The sequence below is a fragment of the Marinobacter sp. CP1 genome (assembly GCF_001266795.1).
In the GTDB taxonomy this organism is placed as follows: domain Bacteria; phylum Pseudomonadota; class Gammaproteobacteria; order Pseudomonadales; family Oleiphilaceae; genus Marinobacter; species Marinobacter flavimaris.
Genome location: NZ_CP011929.1, coordinates 207,194 through 226,331, shown reverse-complemented (window position 1 = coordinate 226,331; position 19,138 = coordinate 207,194). Strand labels below are relative to the sequence as shown.

Sequence of the window (19,138 nt, the reverse complement as noted above, 5' to 3'; positions counted from 1 at the left end):
TCAACGAAAAGCCCGGTGTGAATGCCCGGGCTTTCTTGTATCTGCTGACCTCTTCTATTGTGGCACTGAGGCTCAGGTCGGTGGGAAGCGGGTGGGCTTGAGGCTTTCCTTGATCTTCTTGAGGTGCCCGAGGAAATCCGCGCCGCGTTTGAGGGTTACGCCGGTTGCAAGAATGTCGATAACGCTCAGATGAATGATGCGAGAGGACATTGGCATATAGACCTCAGTGTCCTCCGGCGCGGTGACGCCCAGCACCACCGTGCAGCTTTCCGCCAGGGGGGAATCGGGGTTGGTGATACCGATCACCGTAGCACCGTTGGCCCGCGCAAGTTGCGCGATATCCACGGTTTCCCGGGTGCGGCCCGTGTAGGAAATGAGCACGATAACATCGCCCACGTTTGCCCCGGCCGCCACCATGCGCTGCATCAGGGCGTCGTCGTAGGACATGACCGGGATATTGAAGCGGAAGAACTTGTGCTGGGCATCCATAGCCACGGCAGCAGATCCGCCCATGCCAAAGAAATTGATCTGTTTGGCCTGGATCAGGTAATCGATGGCCGTTGCCAGGGCTTTCGGGTCCAGCGCTTGCCGAGCCTTGTCCAGGCTGGCAATGGTACTGAGCATGATCTTGTCGGCGAATTCGGCAACGGTGTCGTCGGGCTCCACGTTCTGGCCGATATAGGGGGTGCCGGTGGCGATACTCTGGGCGAGGCGAATCTTGAAATCCGGGAAACCTGTTGCCGAGAAACCCCGGCAGAAACGGTTAACGGTGGGTTCGCTGACGTCGGCGGCTCTCGCCAGGGCAGCTATGCTGTAACGGGTGGCCGCGCTTGGGTCACGGAGAATGGCCTCGGCCACTTTCCGCTCGGATTTGTTAAGGGTCTCCAGCCTGGACTGGATGTCCTCAAGCAGATTGTCGTCACGGTGCGCCTGGTTCGCGGCCATCAATGGTACTCCCTGAATCATGGGCGGTCGTTGTCTTGAAAACGCGGTGATTATACCGCTTTTTTACCGGTTTTGGGGTAGTAAAAGTATCACGAAACGCAGTTTTTTCTTGGAAAAACGATTTTTGGATGTCATTATTTGGTTAAAATTACTACATTGAGTTCTGTCGTCGAGTTTTTGCGACGGACTGCCCACCAGAGAGAAGGAACCAATGGTCAACAAGATCAATACCCGTTGTGACCTGATGCTCTTCGGAGCCTTGGGTGACCTTGCCCAGCGAAAACTGTTTCCGGCGCTGTACCAGCTTGAGCGCGCCAACCTCTTGGCGGATGGGAGCCGGGTTCTGGCCATTGCCCGCTCAGATGCCGATACCGAGACCGTGCGCCAGCAGTTGTTTGACAAGCTGAAGCAGCACGTAAAGCCGGAAGAGTTCGATGCTGGACTCGCCGAATCCTTCCTGAAGCGGGTCGATTACCAGATTCTGGATTTTAACGAACCCGACTCTTTTGGTGTGCTCAACGAGTGGCGTGATGATGCCAATAATGAGCTTATTGTTTATATGGCCACCCCGCCGTCCATGTATGGCGTCATAGCCCGAAATCTGCGGGCCGCCAGTTGCTGCACCGAGAAGACGCGGGTAGTGGTCGAGAAGCCGATCGGTCACGACCTGGAGTCGTCGAAGGTGATCAACGATGAGCTTGGCGAGGTCTACAACGAGAACCAGCTGTTCCGGATTGATCATTACCTGGGTAAGGAAACGGTCCAGAACCTGATCGCTCTGCGTTTTGCCAACAACCTGTTTGCCTCCCAGTGGGACCAGAACCACATTTCCCACGTGGAGATCACGGTGGCCGAGAGCGTTGGCATCGAGGGGCGGTGGGGCTATTTCGACAAAGCTGGCCAGATTCGCGATATGATCCAGAATCACCTGCTTCAGCTGCTGTGCCTGATCGCCATGGACCCGCCCTCGGACCTGTCTGCCGACAGCATCCGGGATGAGAAGGTCAAGGTTCTCAAGGCCTTGAAGCGCATAACGCCCGATATGATGGACAGTTACGTGGTGCGTGGCCAATACACCGCCGGCACCAGTAACGGCAGGCCGGTGCCCGGCTATCTGGAAGAGGAGGGGGCAAACAAGGGCAGCGCCACTGAAACTTTCGTTGCCCTGAAAGCAGAGATCGACAACTGGCGCTGGTCGGGTGTCCCGTTTTACATTCGCACTGGTAAACGCCTCCCCGAAAAGCTGTCCCAGATCATCATCCACTTCAAGCCTGCGCCGCATTACATTTTTGATCCGGACCAGAAGCACCTTGCCAACAACAAGCTGATTATCCGTCTTCAGCCTGACGAAGGCATGGCCCTGAAGATCCTCACCAAGGACCAGGGCCTGGATAAGGGCATGCGACTTCGTCAAGGCCCTCTGGAGCTCACCTTTTCTGAGACCTTTGTTACCGATCGGATTCCCGATGCCTACGAGCGTTTGCTTTGGGAGGTAATGAAGGGTAACCAGTACCTGTTCGTGCGCCGTGACGAGGTGGAGTATGCCTGGCGCTGGGTCGATCAGGTTATTCGGAACTGGAAGGATGGCGGCGAGCCGCCAAAACGTTACGCGGCGGGAACCTGGGGCCCCGTTGCTTCCATCGCCATGATTACCCGGGATGGCAGGAGCTGGTATGAAGATGTCTGATCTGCGTCTGCCCGAGGGTGTCAGTGATCGCTCAGGTGAAACGGCTGATGGCGTGGCCCTGGATCTTGCCGATGCCGTCGCGGGATTTCTGGCGGCCCGCCTGAGAGAGGCGCCCAGGGCGAGCCTGGTGGTATCCGGCGGTTCCACGCCGCTGCCATTTTTCAGAGCGCTGTCCGGCAAGGATCTGGACTGGGGCAGGGTAGACGTTCTGCTGGCGGATGAGCGTTGGGTGGAAGAAAACGATGACGCCAGCAATACCCGCCTGGTTCGGGAGAACCTGCTGCAGAATAAGGCGGCCTCGGCCCGGTTCCTGTCGCTCAAACAGCCTGGTGCGACACCCTCAGAGGGTCTTGAGCGAGTGAAGGCCGAGCTCGCGAACCTGGCCCTGCCCATCGACGTGCTGATTCTTGGTATGGGCAACGACGGCCATACCGCCTCACTGTTTCCCGACGCACCCGAATTGGAAAGTGCGATGAATCCTGGATGCCAGGAAATCGTTGCGCCCGCCACGCCCGCGTCGCAGCCGCAGAAACGCATCACCTTGACCTGGCCACCCCTTAGAGATGCCCGGTTCACCGCGTTGCATCTGAAGGGCGAGGACAAACTGCAGACACTGGACCGTGCTATGTCTGAACCGGACAAGGTGCTCGAGATGCCAATCAGAGCTTTCCTGAAACCAGGCCTCCAGGTGTTCTGGAGTCCCTGAAACGCCCGACATTTGTTATGGAGAAAACCGTGAGCCAACTTTCCGATTACCATCGCGAGCGCGTCAGGGCAGTACTGCAATCCTCACCCCTGGTGCCGGTCATCGCCATTCAGGACCTCGACGACGCCGTGCCCCTTTGCCAGGCTCTCGTTGATGGCGGCATCAACGTCCTCGAAATTACCCTGCGCACTGAACACGGCCTAAAAGCCATCGAAGAAGTCCGCAAAGCCATCCCGGATGCGTGGGTCGGGGCGGGCACCGTTACCAGCATTGCCCAGTACCGACAGGTAGAGGCCGCTGGCGCCCAGTTCGTAATCACCCCGGGCGTAACCGAAGCCATCCTGGAATTCGGCCTGACCTCCGAGGCCCCGCTGTTGCCAGGCATTGCCACCATCTCGGAAATGATGGTTGGCTATAACCTCGGCTACCGCGAATTCAAATTCTTCCCCGCCGAAGTCGCCGGCGGCATCCCGGCCCTCAAAGCCTTCAGCGGGCCATTCCCGGACGTCACCTTCTGTCCAACCGGCGGCATACGCCGCAACACCGCAGCCGACTACCTGGCCCTCGGCAACGTCCAGGCCGTTGGTGGCACCTGGTTGACCCCAGCGGACGTGGTGGCGGCCAAAGACTGGTCGCAGATTACGGAGATTGCGCGGGGGAGTCTGGCTGATCTCTGACTTCCGACTTGGTTTCCCAGACTGGAAGTTTTGGAGTGGACGCGCTTTGGGGCAGGGCTCCCGGGAAACGCTACGAGCACATCCATGTGCGCTTGGCGCTGGCCATCCTTGGCCAGAGACATTCCCGGAAACCCTGCCCCAAAGTGCTTGTCATACCTTCCGATAACGCCTGCGGTTAATCCGATCTACATCCTGCTTTCTTAATATTCGAGAAGCTGTCAGACCGAGATAACTGGAAAATTCTGAAGGAGGGAGTGGGGTTCCCCTTTCCAAAAATGTCTGTGGCCAAGGATGGCCACAGCCAAGCGCACATGGATGTGCTCGTAGCGGTTTTTGGAAAGGGGAACCCCACTGCCGCCGGCACAGACCCTCAGGCTACAAGGTCAAGCGCCAAGCGACAGAGGGCTGGAAAGAAAAAGAGAATCAGCGAATATCAGAACCAACCCGAACAATCTTCATAGTATTGGTCCCACCCTGGGCATTCACATAGTCACCCTTGGTAATCACCACCAGATCACCATCCTTGACTGCCCCGCGATTCACCAGCTCCGACACCGCCAACGCATTGGTCCGCTCGTTCGGAATCTTGGCTGAATCGAAAGGCACCGTCTGAACGCCACGGAACATAACGACCCGATGCTGGGTGGAGTGATGGCGCGAAAACGCAAAGATTGGCAGGCTCGACTTGATGCGGGACATCAACCTCGGCGTGGCACCCGTCTCGGTCATGCAGATAATGGCCGAGACACCCTCAAGGTGGTTCGCGGCGTACATGGCGGAAAGAGCGATAGCTTCATCAACTTCCTCCATGCTCTCGTGAATGCGGTGTTTGGACTGATGCATCGACGGATGCTTCTCTGCGCCCAGGCAAATGCGCACCATGGCTTCGACTGCTTCCTTGGGATAATCACCCACGGCCGTTTCCGCAGACAGCATCACTGCATCGGTATAGTCCATCACCGCGTTGGCAACGTCTGAGACTTCGGCTCGCGTTGGCATCGGGCTGGTGATCATCGACTCCATCATCTGCGTGGCCGTGATCACCGCGCGGTTGAGAACGCGGGCGCGGGAGATGATGTGCTTCTGTACGCCCACCAACTGGGCGTCGCCGATTTCAACGGCGAGGTCGCCGCGGGCAACCATGACCGCATCGGATGCTTCGATTACTGCGTCCAGGGCTTCCACATCATCGGCCAGTTCCGCGCGCTCAATTTTTGCGACCAGGCCTGCGTCGGAGCCGGCCTCTTTCAGCAGGCGCCGGGCGATGTGCATATCCTCGGCAGTACGCACAAACGAAACCGCCACGTAATCCGCGCCCAGTTTGGCGGCCGTCACGATGTCCTGTTTGTCTTTCTCCGTCAGCGCCTCGGCGGACAGGCCGCCGCCGCGCTTGTTCAGGCCCTTGTTATTCGAGAGCGGGCCTCCGATAAGCACGGTGGAAGTGATGCTGTGGTCGCTGACCGACTGCACTTCCATCTCAATGCGGCCATCGTCCAGAACCAGAATGTCTCCCGGTTCCACATCTTCGATCAGTTGCTCGTAGTCGATGCCGACCTTTTCCTCGGTACCCGCCTCCTTGTCCATGGCAGCGTCCAGGATAAACGTCTGGCCTGCCTTGAGGGTGACCTTGTTCTCCGAGAACCGTGCGATGCGCAACTTGGGGCCCTGCAAATCGGCCAGCAAAGCGACAAACCGGCCTTGGGCCGCTGCTGCTTCGCGAACCCGGCGAGCGCGGCCGATGTGCTCTTCGGCGCTGCCGTGGGAAAAGTTGAGTCGGGTGACATCCACACCGGCGGCGATAATGGCCGCGAGGGATTCCGGTGAATCGGTGGCCGGGCCGAGAGTGGCGACAATCTTGGTACGCCTGAGCATGGTTGGTGTCCTTTGGTTCTTCAAAATGATCTCGAAAAGAGTAGCGGAATCAGCTGAAACGGCCAGATTTACTGGCCGGCCTCGAAGAGGGCGAGGGCATTATCCAGCATACGATTCGAGAAGCCCCATTCATTATCGTACCAGGCCATGACTTTTACGTGACGACCCAGAACGCGGGTGTGGTTGGCATCATAGATGCTGGAAAGTGCGTTGTGATTGAAGTCGATGCTAACCAGTTTCTCGATATTATAACCAAGAACCGGATTTTTCTCGGCCGCTGTTTTTATCGCCTCGTTTACTTCGTCAACGGTCGTTTCGCGGCTGGCGATAAAGCCAAAGTCCACCAATGATACGTTGATGGTGGGGACGCGAACTGCGAGGCCATCAAGCTTTCCCTCAAGTTCCGGAATAACCTTGCCAATGGCGGCAGCCGCGCCGGTCTTCGTTGGAATCATCGATTGAGTGGCAGAGCGAGCGCGGTAAAGATCAGAGTGGTACACGTCGCTCAGTTTCTGGTCGTTGGTGTAGGAGTGGATGGTGGTCATCAGGCCACTCTCGATGCCGATGGCCTTGTGCAAAGCTTCAACAACCGGTGCCAGGCAGTTGGTAGTGCAAGACGCGTTGGAGATAATGTCGTGATTGGTGGTCAGGGTTTCGTGATTCACGCCGTAGACAATCATGGCATCCGCATCGGGGCTGGGTGCAGAGATGATGACCTTGCGCGCGCCGGCTTTCAGGTGAGCTGCCGCCTTGTCCCGTTTGGTGAAAAGCCCGGTGCACTCGAAAACAACATCGACACGGTGATCTTTCCAGGGCAGTTCTTCGGGGTTGCGCAGTGCTGTGATGGCAATGCGGTCGCCGTTCACTGTCAGCGATTCTGAGTCGTGGCTGACATCGGCCTCAAATCGACCATGAACACTGTCATACTTGAGCAGATGGGCGTTGGTTTCGGCGTCGCCAAGGTCGTTAATGGCAACAACCTGTAGCTGGCTCCGGTAGTTATTTTCATACAATGCTCTGAGAACATTGCGACCGATGCGGCCAAAACCGTTAATTGCGATACGGATTGTCATTGTCTGACTCCTTGGGTGGTCGTTTTTTGTTCGTTTTACCTTAGTAATGTAGTAAATATAACAACAAAAAAAGAAGAAATGAACGATACAACGGTGGAAATGCCAAAAAAAGGAAGTAAAATTACGTCTAAAAACGACCACTCTAATAAATTACGCAATGGAGCCCACCATGCACCCGACCGTAGATAAGGTTACCCAGAGAATCATCGAGCGCAGTCGCCCAACGCGGCAGGATTACCTGAACCGCATGAATGCCCTCAAAGCCCAGTCTCCACACCGGAGCTCTCTGTCCTGCGGCAATCTGGCCCACGGTTTCGCGGCCTGTAATCAGGGCGACAAAGACACCCTGAAATTCATGAACAAGGCCAACGTGGCCATGGTAACGGCCTATAACGATATGCTTTCGGCCCACCAACCCTACGAAAAGTTCCCGGATATTATTCGGGAGGCGGCCCGTGGAATGGGGTCGGTGGCTCAGGTGGCCGGGGGCACGCCGGCCATGTGTGACGGCGTAACCCAGGGCCAGCCGGGTATGGAGCTGAGCCTGTTCTCCCGGGACACCATTGCCATGAGTACGGCCGTGGCCCTCAGTCACAACATGTTCGATGCCACGCTGCTTTTGGGGATCTGCGACAAGATTGTGCCTGGCCTTCTGATCGGCTCGCTGAGCTTCGGCTATCTCCCTACCATTCTGGTCCCCGCAGGGCCGATGCCTTCAGGGCTCCCGAACAAGGAAAAGCAGCGGATTCGCCAGCTTTACGCCGAGGGCAAGGTTGGCAAGGAAGAATTGCTGGAGGCCGAGAGCAAGTCCTATCACAGCCCCGGCACCTGTACGTTTTACGGCACCGCCAACAGCAACCAGCTGTTGGTGGAAGTCATGGGCCTGCATATGCCGGGGTCTGCGTTTGTGAACCCCAATACGCCGCTCCGTGATGAGCTTACCCGGGCGGCGACCGAGCAGGTGATCAGGCTGGCCAAGCCTCACGGTGGCGAGCTGGGTCTGGGCGATATGGTGGATGAAAAGAGCATCGTCAATGCTCTGGTGGCGCTGCTGGTTACTGGCGGTTCCACCAATCACACCATTCACTGGATAGCGATTGCCCGGGCGGCGGGGATCATCATTGACTGGAATGACTACGCCGAGCTTTCCTCCGTGGTTCCGTCCATGACCCGGATCTACCCTAACGGGCAGGAAGACGTGAATGCTTTCCACGAGGCTGGCGGAACGCCGTTCCTGATCAGGGAGCTGCTGAGCGGCGGATACCTGCATAACGATGTGAACACAGTGGTTGGCTATGGCCTTGAGCGCTATACCGAGATGCCGGAGTTGTCGGATGAGCAACTGGTGTGGAAGCCCGCGCCGGAAAAAAGCCTTCGCCCGGATGTGCTCAGCCCGGTTGCCGAGCCGTTTGCACCCGATGGTGGGCTGAGGGTGCTTGATGGCAACCTCGGTCGGGGCGTTATCAAGGTCTCTGCCGTTGCCCCGGAGCACCGTAAAGTTGAAGCGCCGGCCGTTGTGTTCAACGACCAGAACGAACTCAAGGCAGCCTTTGAGGCAGGAGATCTGGACAGGGATTGTATTGTGATCGTGCGTTTCCAAGGTCCCAAGAGCAATGGCATGCCAGAGCTGCACAAGCTTACCCCCTACCTTGGCGTGTTGCAGGATCGCGGATTCAAGGTGGGTCTGGTGACGGATGGCCGTATGTCAGGTGCGTCGGGCAAGGTACCTGCGGCGATCCATGTCTACCCGGAGGCGCTGGACGGTGGCCCGCTGGCCAAGGTCAAGAATGGCGACATGGTTTGTCTGGATGCCGAAAGTGGTGTTCTTGCCATCCGCGTGGATGATCAGGAGTTCGCCGGCCGGGAATCTGAAAAAGCGGACCTGACCGGGTATCATCGCGGCTACGGTCGGGAGTTATTTGGCTGGATGCGACGTGCGGCCAGCAATCCCGAGGAAGGGGCCAGCTTTTTCTGGAATCATGAGGCATGACAGCAACACATTACTCACTGGTCGGTGACATCGGCGGCACCAATGCGCGTTTCGCACTGGTAGAGCAGGGCAGTGTGCAGCCCGGGGCCATCGAGATTCTGCCCTGCGGGGAGTACACCAATCTCGATGACGCCGTGCGGGATTACCTGGCCCGGGTCGGAGTTTCAGAGGTAGATGGAGCCTGTCTGGCCGTTGCCTCACCGGTCCGAGGCACCCAGGTTCGCATGACCAACAATCATTGGCGCTTTGATATCGAAGAGGTCCGGGCGCAGTTCGGCTGGTCCAGGTTCAAGGTGATCAATGACTTTACCGCCATGGCGCTCGGCGTTCCCCATGTTCCGGACGAACACCTTGTGCATGTGTGTGGTGGGCCGGGTGACAGCCGTCGCCCCCGACTGGTTATGGGGCCTGGAACCGGGCTCGGTGTTTCGGGCCTGGTGCCCATTGAGCATGGCTGGGTACCGTTGATGACAGAAGGCGGCCACGTGGATTTTGCTCCGACAGACGATACTGAAATGGCGGTGTTGAGGATTCTCAAGGCCCGGTTCGGCAGAGTGTCGGTAGAGCGGATTCTGTGCGGGCAGGGTTTGCTGAACCTGTATCAGGCCCATGCGGAAATCCAGGGCGTGGCTGCCCCACTGGATGCGCCGGAGAAAATCACCGCGGCTGCGGTAGAAAACACCGACAGCCTGGCTCGTCACACGCTTCGCCACTTTTGTGAAATACTCGGTCGGGTAGCCGGTAACGGGGTTCTGACCCTGGGTAGCACCGGCGGTGTTTACCTGTGCGGCGGAATCCTGCCCCGTTTTCTCGATTTCTTTCTGGAAAGTCCCTTCCGGAACGGCTTCGAGGATAAAGGGCGAATGCGCCCGTTGCTGGAGTTCACGCCGGTCTATGTGGTCACCGAGCCCTACACCGGGCTGCTGGGGGCTGCCGAGGCGCTGGGCAATCCGGAGGTTTGATGCCGGATTGCCTTTGCTGGATCAGAGGTAGTGGACCAGCTGGCTCTGATCGAAACGGTACTGGCGGTTATACACGCCGTTCTCTGCCCTCCGGCCGGCCGCCAGTACCATGGTCACTAGGCCCTTCCCGGGGAGGTTGAGCAACTTCTTCACCCTATGCTCGTCGAAACCCTCCATGGGGCAGGAATCATAGCCATGGGCCCGGAGCGCGAGCATCAGGTTCTGGGCCGCCAGGGCGGTGGATTTGGTGGCCCAGATTTTCATCTCGCAGGTTGAGTAAGGGCCCCGGGGCACGGGCCGGGTGATTCCCACGGCAAGGCCTGCCGCTTTCTTCGCTAAACCCAGAATCCCGAAGGGCCCCTGGTTGTAATGGATGGGGGCGACTTTTCGGTAGTACTTTTCAACGATCGGTGGCAGCGTTTCTTCCGGCCAGTCTGTGAGGGCTTGTTCTGCATGAGCTCGCCAGCTATCCGGTCGGGCCACCACCACGATCAGCGCCGCGGCGGTTTTCGCGGCATTCTGGCCAAGACAGGCGTGGGCGAGTTCTGCCTTGAGCTCCGGCGTGCGGACAACGAAAAATTCCCAGGGCTGAAGGTTACTGGAATTCGGAGCCAGGGTTGCCAGTTCCAGGCAATCTTTAAGCACGGCCTCAGGAATCGGCTCATCGGTGAAGCGCCTGATGGAGCGGCGCGTGCGAACAACTTTCCGGAACTCTTCGATATCGATTTCCGGCAGCGGGAGAGAGCCTGCTTTCGCATTCATGATGTGTCCTTCGAGACTTGTTGTGTCGTGATTGTGCCTCTATCGTTACGGGAAATGACGGTATATGCAATCACCCTGATAACGGAACGCTCATGACAGAGGACCTTTCCCGGCTTCCCTTCGATGACCTGGTTCGGCGCGTGCGGGCGTGTACGATTTGCGCCGACGTTCTTCCACGCGGGCCGAGGCCTGTCATACAGATATCTGAAAGCGCCAGAATTCTCGTAGTCGGGCAGGCTCCGGGTAGGCGCGTGCATGAAACCGGGCTGCCCTTCAACGATCCCAGTGGCGATAGGCTTCGGCAATGGATGGGGGTTACCCGGGATACCTTCTATGACGAGCAGAAGCTTGCGATCCTGCCGATGGGGTTTTGCTATCCGGGCACAGGCAAGTCCGGAGATCTTCCACCACGGCCGGAGTGCGCTCCAGCCTGGCGGAACCTGCTGCTGGATCGTCTGCCGCAGATTGGGCTCACGCTGGTAATTGGGCAGTATGCGCACGCCTGGCATCTGGCCGACTGCCGAAAATCCGTAACAGCCAACGTGCAACATTGGCAGGACTACTGGCCAGAGGTTCTGCCGATGCCTCATCCCAGCCCGAGAAACAACCTGTGGCTGCGTCGCAATCCCTGGTTCGAAAGTGACGTTGTGCCTGAACTGCAGCGTCGGGTGGCTCGTCTTCTCGCACTCGAGTACGGATAGCCGGTGTGCTCAACCGGCAACGTCCGCTGGAGTCTCTAGTTTCATCGGTGTTCATTTGGCAGCAACGTCCCACTGCTTGAGCAGATCCTCGTATCGGATGGTTTTGCCCGGCGGTTTCTCGTTGCGCAGACGTGGTTTGGGCGCGCCCGGCTGCGCCAGCCACCAGTCGGCGTCCTTTAATTGCTCTTCCTTTGCCATTTTCGGGCCGCAATCACCGGCCAGGAAATTACGCTCAATGACCGACAGAGTCCTGTCCTGCGCTGCGGCCAGGTTATCGAGCGCCTGCTGAGGAGTGACTTTGCCTGTTACCGCATCGGCGATGTTAGGCCACCATAGTTTGGCCAATCGGGGATAGTCTGGCACGTTCACACCCGTCGGCGACCAGGCTGTCCTGGCAGGACTCCGATAGAATTCGACCAAACCGCCCAGTGTCGGCGCTTTTTCTTGCATTTGCGGCGACTCCAGGTCTGAGAGGCGAATTGGGGTGAGGCCATAGAGGGTCTTCTGCAGTGATACCGTACGCGAGACGGTAAATTGGGCGTAAAGCCAGGCTGCTTTCTGCTGGTTCGAACCCATGGCCCTGGGTATGGTCCAGGCGCCAACGTCCTGGTATCCCAGTTTCATTCCCTCTTGCCAATAGGCGCCGCGAGGAGAGGGCGCCATGCGCCATTTCGGTGTGCCGTCTTCATTGACGACGGGTAAACCCTCTTTTGCCATGTCGGATGTGAAGGCGGTATACCAGAAAATCTGCTGTGCTACCTGGCCTCTGGCCGGCACGGGTCCGGCTTCTGAAAACGTCATGTTTGCGGCTTCAGGAGGCGCGAAGCGCTGTAGCCAGTCTATGTATTTTGCCAGTGCGTAGACCGCCGCAGGACTGTTGGTGGCGCCGCCGCGACTGACAGAAGAGCCAACAGGATGGCAGCTTTCCATACGAATGCCCCATTCATCGACGGGCAGGCCGTTGGGAATACCCCGATCACCCGCGCCTGCCATGGAAAACCAGGCGTCGGTGAAGCGCCATCCCAGGGAGGGATCACGTTTGCCGTAGTCCATGTGGCCGTAAACCCTTTCACCATCAATTTCCCGAACGTGTACCGTGAAAAACTCTGCAATATCTTCATAGGCAGACCAGTTGACGGGCACGCCAAGCTCGTAACCGTAACGCTCCATGAACCGAACCCTCAGTTCCGGGCGTTGGAACCAGTCGTATCGGAACCAGTAAAGGTTGGCGAACTGCTGATCGGGCAATTGGTAAATCTTCCCATCCGGCCCAGTAACAAATTCCAGCCCAATGAAATCTTCCAGTGACAGGGTAGGCAGGGTAAATGCCTCGCCCGCGCCCTCCATGTAATCGCTGAGCGCGAGAGCCCAGCCGCTGCGGGAGTGGGTGCCGATCATGTCTGAGTCGTTAACGAACGCATCGTATCGGCCCTTGGCAGCCATGATTCGCTGGAGATTGATCTGGCGAATGACTTCGCCCTCTGGCCTTCTATCGTGTGTTACCGGAATCTCCGTCAGCTCGGAAAAAGCAGGTGCCAGGACTTCTGCCTCGTAGTCGTGGGTCGGCAGTTGTTCGGACAGAACCGCGATCTCTGTTCCCTTTAGCTCAGAAGCTGCATGGGCAAACCAGGCCAGCTCTTCCGCCTGTTCATCCTCGGACAGAGTTGAATCCGGGAAATGGTCTTCGATCAGCGTGCGGATCTGCGACTGCTTCTCCCCAGAGAGCGACTCGAAAAGAGGCCCGGCGGTTACCGGTGGGCCAATCAGTAGTGTCAGTCCTATTAACAACGCGAGTTTGTTCATGATCGTCTCTTGTTTTTGTTGCTTTTCGTACAATTTACGATCATATGGTTCGCTAAAAGGTTCGTCAACGAAAAAATTTAGGATTAGGCTATTTGAGTTTTAATACTTTTAATACAACAAGTTAAAGTAATTAAATGGAGTTTTTGCCTATGTGCGGCACGTCTAAACGAAAATTTTTTCGATCATAAACTTTTCATTTGGAATTTTGGGCGCTAAATTTGTGCTGTTTCGAACTGTTTTGTCTTAAAGCGAAAATAAATCGGTTCGTTAACGCAGTTGGCTGCCACCCGCCTGGCCGGGGCTAAGGCTTTTGGCGAGGTGTTTCGGTTGGCTGGCTAAAGTTCAGCGCTAACAAAAACAGGAAATTAACATGATCGAAAATAACAACGTTTTTATATCGTCCAACAACCGCTCTTTCCGGAAAGCCCCAATGGCAGCCGCACTGCTATTGGCGGCAGGTGTCTCCTCTCCAGTCATGGCGGAAGTTTCTTTCGAGTCCGAAAATGGGTGGAAGGCGGGCTTCAACGGCCATATTCCGATCTTTGCGGTGTTCGGAAACTATGACGAGCCAACCGATGAGGATTCTTTCACCATCACAACCGGTTTTAACCCCGCAACACTGCAAACGAACATCTATGCGCCCACCCAGAACGGCTTGGAGGTGTCAGGCCACTTCCAGATGAATGCCAATCTTGCGCCCGGTGATGCCAATACGGAGTTCCGCAGTCGGGTCTCGGAGATTGCAGTGGCAGGTGATTTTGGCAAGGTTAATATAGGAAAAGGCTTCGGGATCTATGGGGTTCCTGCCATTGGTGATAACGGCAGCGCGTTGGGTGTCGGCCTCATTGGCGGGCCAGACCAGGTGGCGGCCACCGCCGGGCGCATCGGTAACGGGTACTTTTACGCCAACTTCACGCCCCGTGTGATGTACACCTCCAACAACTTGGGTGGCCTGCAATTCAAGGTTGGTCTGTTTAGCCCGTCGAAAGTGGATGGCGTTACTGATGCCGAGTACACCATGCCCCGCATCGAAGCGAACGTGGTCTATTCCGGCGACAACTTCTCCCTTTGGTCCAGTGGCTTTACCCAGGATGTGGACTCCAAAACCGGCACCTTCGATGACTACACTATGTCTGGTATCGATTTCGGTGGTTCCGTCTCGCTGGGTGGTCTGAGTGTTCGTGGCAACTACGGCATCACCCAGGGCACAGGCAACGGTGTGTTTGCCGCGCGCCTGGACCCGAACGAAGAAGACGCAAGCCAGTGGTATGTTGAAACAACCTATCAGATCAACCGGACCACACTGGGTGTCAGTTATGGTGAAGGTGAGGACGACTTCATCGCCGGTGATGGTGACGATACCGATCTGACCATGCTGTTTGCCCGCTACGCAGCAACAGACCACCTCACCCTGATGGCGGAATACACGACACTGGGCACGGGGAATGGTCAGGGCGAATACGATGCGATCATCTTTGGTTCGCAACTGACGTTCTGATTGTCTCAAACAGAGGCAAGCATCCTCGGAAGTCGGTGCTCAAAAGGTTGAGGTTAATTCCTCAACCTTTTTTATTGTCCGAGATTCCGGAAATGTATGGGAGGGCAGGCAGAGGAGACTCCTAAAACCGCGCGGAGCCATGGATGGCGGAGCCGAGCGTACAGGGAAGTATTTACAGCGTGTTTTAGGAGTCTCCTCTGCCTGGCCGACTTCTCCCAAGCCAAAAATCCCTAGCCGTGGAAGCGCCGAAAAAAAAGCTCCGGGCGGAATTATCCGGCCGGAGCAAGGATGCCTGAGAGAGCTTCAGGCGCTGTGGTGGAGAGCAGTTTTGCGAGTTTCAGTGGTGACAGTTTTCATCAGATAACGTTCCAGGGATTCGATATCGGAGTCGCTGGCGTATAGCCCCTGTTTGGTCCTGCGCCAGAGAATATCCTCAGACGTCATGGCCCACTCGTTCTTGACCAGGTGTTCGACCTCACGTTCATAGAGAGTTCCGGCGAAATGAATACCGAGGTCTTCCATAGACGTGCAATTTCTGAGAATGTCATAACTGGTTGTGCCGTAAGTGCGAACATAGCGGCTGATGACCTTCTCGGCGAGCCATGGATAGTCGCGACGCAGAGTTTCCTCCAGAGCCTCGTGATTGGCAAAGTCACCGCCTGGTAAAACCCCTTTCTTGGTCCAGCGTCCGCCGGCTTCGGGAAAGAACTGGCACAGTTTGTCAGTCGCGGCTTCGGCCAGCTTGCGGTAGGTCGTTATCTTGCCCCCGAAGACTGAAATCAGCGGTGCCTTGCCTTTCTCGCTGTTGATCTCAAAAGAATAATCCCGCGAGGCTTTCTGAGCGTTTTCCTGCTCATCATCCATCAGAGGGCGTACGCCGGAGTACGACCAGATCACATCTGAAGGTACAAGTTGTCGCTTGAAGTGAGAGTTCACAATGTTGAGAAGATAATCAGTTTCCTCGGGCGAAATCTTGGCTTTTTTAGGGTCACCCTCGTAGTCCACGTCGGTTGTGCCCACGAGCGAAAATTCATCCTCGTAGGGAATAACAAACACTATCCGCTCATCTTCGTTCTGGAGAATATAGGCTTCGGTTCCCTTGTTCAGCCTCGGAACAACGATATGACTGCCTTTAACCATGCGAATCATCTTCGGGGCGGGCATCGACAGCGTTTCTCCGAACAACTGGCTCACCCAGGGGCCCGAAGCGTTCACTATTGCCTTTGCCGAGACGGTTTTCTCGGTCTCATCGGTCATGTCACGGAGGGTCACTTGCCACTCTCGGGAGCCCTGTTCGGCTTTGACGCATTTGGTGCGTGTAAGAATCTGCGCACCGAATTGCTGGGCTTTTTTTGCGGTCAGAACCACCAGGCGGGCATCGTCAACCCAACCGTCCGAGTACTCAAAGCCCTTGGTGATATCGGGTTTGAGCGGATCGTCTGCCCCGAATTTGATCGAGCGAGAGCCCGGCAGGATCTCACGCTTTGCCAGATGGTCATAAAGGAAGAGGCCGGTTCGAATCATCCATGCCGGGCGCAGGTGAGGGCGGTGAGGTAGCCGAAAGCGCATTGGCCACATGATGTGTGGCGAGTTGCGAAGCAGAGACTCGCGTTCAGCCAGTGCCTCCCGGACCAGTCGGAATTCGTAGTGCTCAAGATAACGAAGGCCGCCGTGTATCAGCTTGCTGCTGCTGGATGAGGTAGCCGAAGCCAGATCATTCATTTCACATAGCAGGACTTTCAGACCTCGCCCGGCTGCGTCCATGGCAATGCCGGTGCCGTTGACTCCGCCGCCAACGACAATAACGTCAAACTGTTCGTGCTCCATAGTCATTGTTGGTCATCTCCTGACGCCACTGGAAAAGACGCTTTGTTGTGATGCGCACTTTTCAATGTTCAATAAGCGGTATGGAACTATTATGCGAAAGGCAAGGATATTCGTAAAGGAAAAAATAGAAAAAAAACGAAAAGAACGAGGCGATCACATTTTCGAACAGGAGGGACCGAAAAGAAATCAGACGATATGAAGCTGTACGTTATGCTCGGTCAGCAATTGGCGGATCTCGACAGGAGGTTGCTGGTCGGTAAACACGTGGTCAGCCTGGGAGATGCTGCCGAGACGGACCATGGCGTTGCGCCCGAACTTGGAATGGTCGGCGGCAAGAAGAACCTGGTTGGAGTTGGCAATGATTGCCTGGGCGACGCGGACTTCGCGGTAATCGAAATCGAGCAGGGAGCCATCGTTATGAATGCCGCTGATGCCGATAATGCCGAAGTCCATTTTGAACTGATTGATGAAGTCCCGTGTGGCTTCACCGACGATGCCGCCGTCGCGGTTACGTACTTCCCCACCGGCAATGATGACATGGAAGTCTTCTTTGGCGGAGAGAATAGATGCGACGTGCAGGTTGTTGGTGACGATCTGCAGGTTGTTTTTCTCAAGCAGTGCCTTGGCAATGGTTTCGGTGGTGGTGCCGATGTTGATGAACATTGAGGAGTTATCAGGAATAAGCTCCACGAGTGCTTCGGCAATTCGTTCCTTGGCTTCAAGATCCATGATCTTGCGGGCCTGATAGGCGGTGTTCACGGTGCTGGAGTCAATGCCGGCTCCACCATGGTGCCTGCGGAGTTTCTTCTGTTTGGCGAGTTCATTCAGGTCCCGGCGGATGGTCTGAGGCGTTACCTTGAACTGGTCTACCAGCTGTTCGGTGGTGACGAAACCGTTCTGCTGGATCAGCTCCATAATCAGATCCTGTCGGCGACGCTGTGCCATTAAAATCTCCTCCGCTTTGTCATTTTTCTCATGCGAAATGCTGTGCGTCCGAAAACAGTCTCAAAGTTTAGTAGTTTTCAGCGGGTTATGCAGCTTTTTTCAAAGGTTTGGCTAGTAATATGCGCGCTTGAGGTGAAAATTGCTTGGCATTTATGTTCAAAAAAGTAAAAATGCGAAAAAATAAGAAACCGAGGTCGAACATTATGAGCCAATACATACTTTCCATCGATCAGGGGACTACCAGTTCCCGCGCCATACTCTTTGACCTGCAGGGCAACATACACGCCACCCGCCAGCAAGAGTTTCCGCAACATTTCCCCGCCAGTGGCTGGGTTGAGCACAATCCGGAAGACCTGTGGTCATCGGTTCAGCAAACTTGCAACGCCGTCATGGCCGAAGAGTGTGGTGATCGTGGTGAAGTGGTTGCTGTAGGCATCACCAACCAACGCGAGACCACAGTGGTCTGGGATCGCAAAACCGGAGAGCCCGTCTACAACGCCATTGTCTGGCAGGATCGGCGAACGGCCTCCTATTGCGAGTCCCTGAAAAGCGAGGGCCTCGAACCCTGGGTCAACAGCAAGACCGGTTTGCTGATTGATCCCTATTTTTCGGCCACCAAGATTCGCTGGATTCTGGAAAATGTCTCCGGAGTAAGGGAGCGGGCGGAACGCGGGGAGCTCGCATTCGGTACCGTCGACAGCTTTTTGTTGTGGCGGTTGACTGGTGGTCGCGAGCATAGAACGGACGCCACCAATGCCAGCCGTACGATGCTGTTCAACATCCACAACCAGAAATGGGATCCTGAGCTTCTGGAACTCTTTGATATTCCCGAATCGCTGCTTCCTGAGGTAATGGACTCCGCCGATCAGTTCGGGCAGATCACCGAGGGTGGGGCTCTCAACGGTGCCTCTGTGCTGGGTGTGGCCGGCGATCAGCAAGCGGCCTTGTTTGGCCAGACCTGCTTTGGAATTGGCATGGCCAAGAGCACCTATGGCACTGGTTGTTTCCTGATGCTCAATACCGGTGACAAGGCTCTGCAATCTGAGCACCGCTTGCTTACCACGGTGGCATACAGAGTGAATGGCAAGCCTACCTACGCCCTTGAAGGCAGTATTTTTATCGCCGGGGCCACCATTCAATGGCTGCGGGACGGTCTTCAGCTTATTCGTGACGCCTGTGAAACAGAACCGCTGGCGGAGGGGACGCCCGTCGACCACGGTGTTTATCTGGTGCCGGCTTTTACCGGGTTGGGTGCGCCGTACTGGGACCCCAATGCACGGGGCGCCATCTTCGGTCTTACCCGCGATACCGGGATCAAGGAGATTGTCACGGCAGGCCTGCAATCTGTTTGCTATCAAACCAAGGACCTGCAAAAGGCTATGGAAAAAGACGGGATTCGGCCGGTCAACCTGAGGGTTGATGGTGGCATGGTGGCCAATAACTGGGTACTTCAGTTTCTGGCCGACATTCTCGGTGCCCGCGTGGATCGCCCGTCGCTGGTTGAAACCACGGCATTGGGCGCTGCCTATCTGGCTGGCCTGAAGGCCGGTGTCTATGGCTCTCTCGAGGAGCTTTCCGAACTATGGCGATGTGACCGGAGTTTTGAACCCGTCATGACGAAAGAGAAGCGGGACGCGCTGTATGATGGCTGGTTCCAGGCGGTTCAAAAGCTCTGACACTAGGCTTCTGC

General features: G+C 56.4%; 15 protein-coding genes. 8 read left to right on the top strand and 7 right to left on the bottom strand.

The window, feature by feature from the left end; all coding sequences use genetic code 11:
* Nucleotides 1-72: 72 nt before the first annotated feature.
* On the bottom strand, nucleotides 73-945 hold the full coding sequence (locus ACP86_RS01040; RefSeq protein WP_008174607.1) for a MurR/RpiR family transcriptional regulator: 873 nt from the start codon (nucleotides 943-945) through the stop codon (nucleotides 73-75).
* A 211-nt stretch (nucleotides 946-1,156) separates the two neighbouring features.
* Between ACP86_RS01040 and zwf the strand changes: the two genes are divergently transcribed.
* Genes zwf through ACP86_RS01025 form a run of 3 tightly spaced genes read left to right on the top strand, consistent with a single transcriptional unit; the run spans nucleotide 1,157 to nucleotide 4,015 of the window.
* A complete protein-coding gene (zwf, locus tag ACP86_RS01035; RefSeq protein ID WP_053112365.1) occupies nucleotides 1,157-2,632 on the top strand; it encodes a glucose-6-phosphate dehydrogenase in 1,476 nt (491 codons plus the stop codon).
* On the top strand, nucleotides 2,625-3,338 hold the full coding sequence (pgl, locus tag ACP86_RS01030; RefSeq protein WP_082220609.1) for a 6-phosphogluconolactonase: 714 nt from the start codon (nucleotides 2,625-2,627) through the stop codon (nucleotides 3,336-3,338). Before zwf ends, pgl begins: the two co-directional genes overlap by 8 nt.
* A gap of 17 nt (nucleotides 3,339-3,355) precedes the next feature.
* Entirely contained in the window at nucleotides 3,356-4,015 is a 660-nt protein-coding gene (locus ACP86_RS01025) for a bifunctional 4-hydroxy-2-oxoglutarate aldolase/2-dehydro-3-deoxy-phosphogluconate aldolase (RefSeq protein WP_176443034.1), read from the top strand.
* 423 nt (nucleotides 4,016-4,438) lie between these two features.
* On the opposite strand, the gene pyk is transcribed toward ACP86_RS01025, so the two are convergent.
* Nucleotides 4,439-5,887, bottom strand: a complete 1,449-nt coding sequence (gene pyk, locus ACP86_RS01020) for a pyruvate kinase (protein WP_008174617.1) — start codon at nucleotides 5,885-5,887, stop codon at nucleotides 4,439-4,441.
* A 68-nt stretch (nucleotides 5,888-5,955) separates the two neighbouring features.
* Nucleotides 5,956-6,960 (bottom strand): type I glyceraldehyde-3-phosphate dehydrogenase, encoded by a 1,005-nt coding sequence (gap, locus tag ACP86_RS01015; protein ID WP_053112363.1) that lies wholly within the window; start codon nucleotides 6,958-6,960, stop codon nucleotides 5,956-5,958.
* Between the two features lie 169 nt (nucleotides 6,961-7,129).
* Between gap and edd the strand changes: the two genes are divergently transcribed.
* Together edd and ACP86_RS01005 are read left to right on the top strand one after the other, a co-directional pair.
* On the top strand, nucleotides 7,130-8,950 hold the full coding sequence (gene edd / locus ACP86_RS01010; protein ID WP_053112362.1) for a phosphogluconate dehydratase: 1,821 nt from the start codon (nucleotides 7,130-7,132) through the stop codon (nucleotides 8,948-8,950).
* Nucleotides 8,947-9,912, top strand: a complete 966-nt coding sequence (locus ACP86_RS01005) for a glucokinase (protein ID WP_053112360.1) — start codon at nucleotides 8,947-8,949, stop codon at nucleotides 9,910-9,912. The genes edd and ACP86_RS01005 overlap by 4 nt, the downstream gene beginning before the upstream one ends.
* Nucleotides 9,913-9,933: 21 nt before the next feature.
* Here ACP86_RS01005 and ACP86_RS01000 read toward each other — a convergent pair whose 3' ends face one another.
* A complete protein-coding gene (locus ACP86_RS01000; RefSeq protein WP_053112358.1) occupies nucleotides 9,934-10,674 on the bottom strand; it encodes a nitroreductase family protein in 741 nt (246 codons plus the stop codon).
* 92 nt (nucleotides 10,675-10,766) lie between these two features.
* Between ACP86_RS01000 and ACP86_RS00995 the strand changes: the two genes are divergently transcribed.
* Nucleotides 10,767-11,375 (top strand): uracil-DNA glycosylase family protein, encoded by a 609-nt coding sequence (locus ACP86_RS00995; RefSeq protein ID WP_053112356.1) that lies wholly within the window; start codon nucleotides 10,767-10,769, stop codon nucleotides 11,373-11,375.
* Between the two features lie 51 nt (nucleotides 11,376-11,426).
* Here the strand turns inward: ACP86_RS00995 and ACP86_RS00990 are convergent, their stop codons facing one another.
* Nucleotides 11,427-13,178, bottom strand: a complete 1,752-nt coding sequence (locus ACP86_RS00990; RefSeq protein ID WP_053112354.1) for an ABC transporter substrate-binding protein — start codon at nucleotides 13,176-13,178, stop codon at nucleotides 11,427-11,429.
* A 430-nt stretch (nucleotides 13,179-13,608) separates the two neighbouring features.
* Here ACP86_RS00990 and ACP86_RS00985 point away from each other — a divergent pair, with 430 nt between their 5' ends.
* The gene (locus ACP86_RS00985) at nucleotides 13,609-14,676 is read left to right on the top strand and encodes a porin (protein ID WP_227507793.1); all 1,068 of its coding nucleotides are present in this window, start codon (nucleotides 13,609-13,611) and stop codon (nucleotides 14,674-14,676) included.
* A 303-nt stretch (nucleotides 14,677-14,979) separates the two neighbouring features.
* On the opposite strand, the gene glpD is transcribed toward ACP86_RS00985, so the two are convergent.
* Both glpD and ACP86_RS00975 read right to left on the bottom strand, forming a co-directional pair.
* Entirely contained in the window at nucleotides 14,980-16,509 is a 1,530-nt protein-coding gene (glpD, locus tag ACP86_RS00980) for a glycerol-3-phosphate dehydrogenase (protein WP_053112350.1), read from the bottom strand.
* Between the two features lie 180 nt (nucleotides 16,510-16,689).
* Nucleotides 16,690-17,448, bottom strand: coding sequence for a DeoR/GlpR family transcriptional regulator (locus ACP86_RS00975; protein WP_053112348.1), 759 nt, complete (start codon nucleotides 17,446-17,448; stop codon nucleotides 16,690-16,692).
* 203 nt (nucleotides 17,449-17,651) lie between these two features.
* Between ACP86_RS00975 and glpK the strand changes: the two genes are divergently transcribed.
* On the top strand, nucleotides 17,652-19,124 hold the full coding sequence (gene glpK / locus ACP86_RS00970) for a glycerol kinase GlpK (RefSeq protein WP_053115430.1): 1,473 nt from the start codon (nucleotides 17,652-17,654) through the stop codon (nucleotides 19,122-19,124).
* Nucleotides 19,125-19,138 lie beyond the last annotated feature (14 nt).

What these genes read in the sequence shown, in the direction of transcription:
- ACP86_RS01040 (WP_008174607.1), bottom strand. Translation starts at nt 945, where the DNA reads ATGGCCGCGAACCAGGCGCACCGTGACGACAATCTGCTTGAGGACATC.
- zwf (WP_053112365.1), top strand. Translation starts at nt 1,157, where the DNA reads ATGGTCAACAAGATCAATACCCGTTGTGACCTGATGCTCTTCGGAGCC.
- pgl (WP_082220609.1), top strand. Translation starts at nt 2,625, where the DNA reads ATGTCTGATCTGCGTCTGCCCGAGGGTGTCAGTGATCGCTCAGGTGAA.
- ACP86_RS01025 (WP_176443034.1), top strand. Translation starts at nt 3,356, where the DNA reads ATGGAGAAAACCGTGAGCCAACTTTCCGATTACCATCGCGAGCGCGTC.
- pyk (WP_008174617.1), bottom strand. Translation starts at nt 5,887, where the DNA reads ATGCTCAGGCGTACCAAGATTGTCGCCACTCTCGGCCCGGCCACCGAT.
- gap (WP_053112363.1), bottom strand. Translation starts at nt 6,960, where the DNA reads ATGACAATCCGTATCGCAATTAACGGTTTTGGCCGCATCGGTCGCAAT.
- edd (WP_053112362.1), top strand. Translation starts at nt 7,130, where the DNA reads ATGCACCCGACCGTAGATAAGGTTACCCAGAGAATCATCGAGCGCAGT.
- ACP86_RS01005 (WP_053112360.1), top strand. Translation starts at nt 8,947, where the DNA reads ATGACAGCAACACATTACTCACTGGTCGGTGACATCGGCGGCACCAAT.
- ACP86_RS01000 (WP_053112358.1), bottom strand. Translation starts at nt 10,674, where the DNA reads ATGAATGCGAAAGCAGGCTCTCTCCCGCTGCCGGAAATCGATATCGAA.
- ACP86_RS00995 (WP_053112356.1), top strand. Translation starts at nt 10,767, where the DNA reads ATGACAGAGGACCTTTCCCGGCTTCCCTTCGATGACCTGGTTCGGCGC.
- ACP86_RS00990 (WP_053112354.1), bottom strand. Translation starts at nt 13,178, where the DNA reads ATGAACAAACTCGCGTTGTTAATAGGACTGACACTACTGATTGGCCCA.
- ACP86_RS00985 (WP_227507793.1), top strand. Translation starts at nt 13,609, where the DNA reads ATGGCAGCCGCACTGCTATTGGCGGCAGGTGTCTCCTCTCCAGTCATG.
- glpD (WP_053112350.1), bottom strand. Translation starts at nt 16,509, where the DNA reads ATGACTATGGAGCACGAACAGTTTGACGTTATTGTCGTTGGCGGCGGA.
- ACP86_RS00975 (WP_053112348.1), bottom strand. Translation starts at nt 17,448, where the DNA reads ATGGCACAGCGTCGCCGACAGGATCTGATTATGGAGCTGATCCAGCAG.
- glpK (WP_053115430.1), top strand. Translation starts at nt 17,652, where the DNA reads ATGAGCCAATACATACTTTCCATCGATCAGGGGACTACCAGTTCCCGC.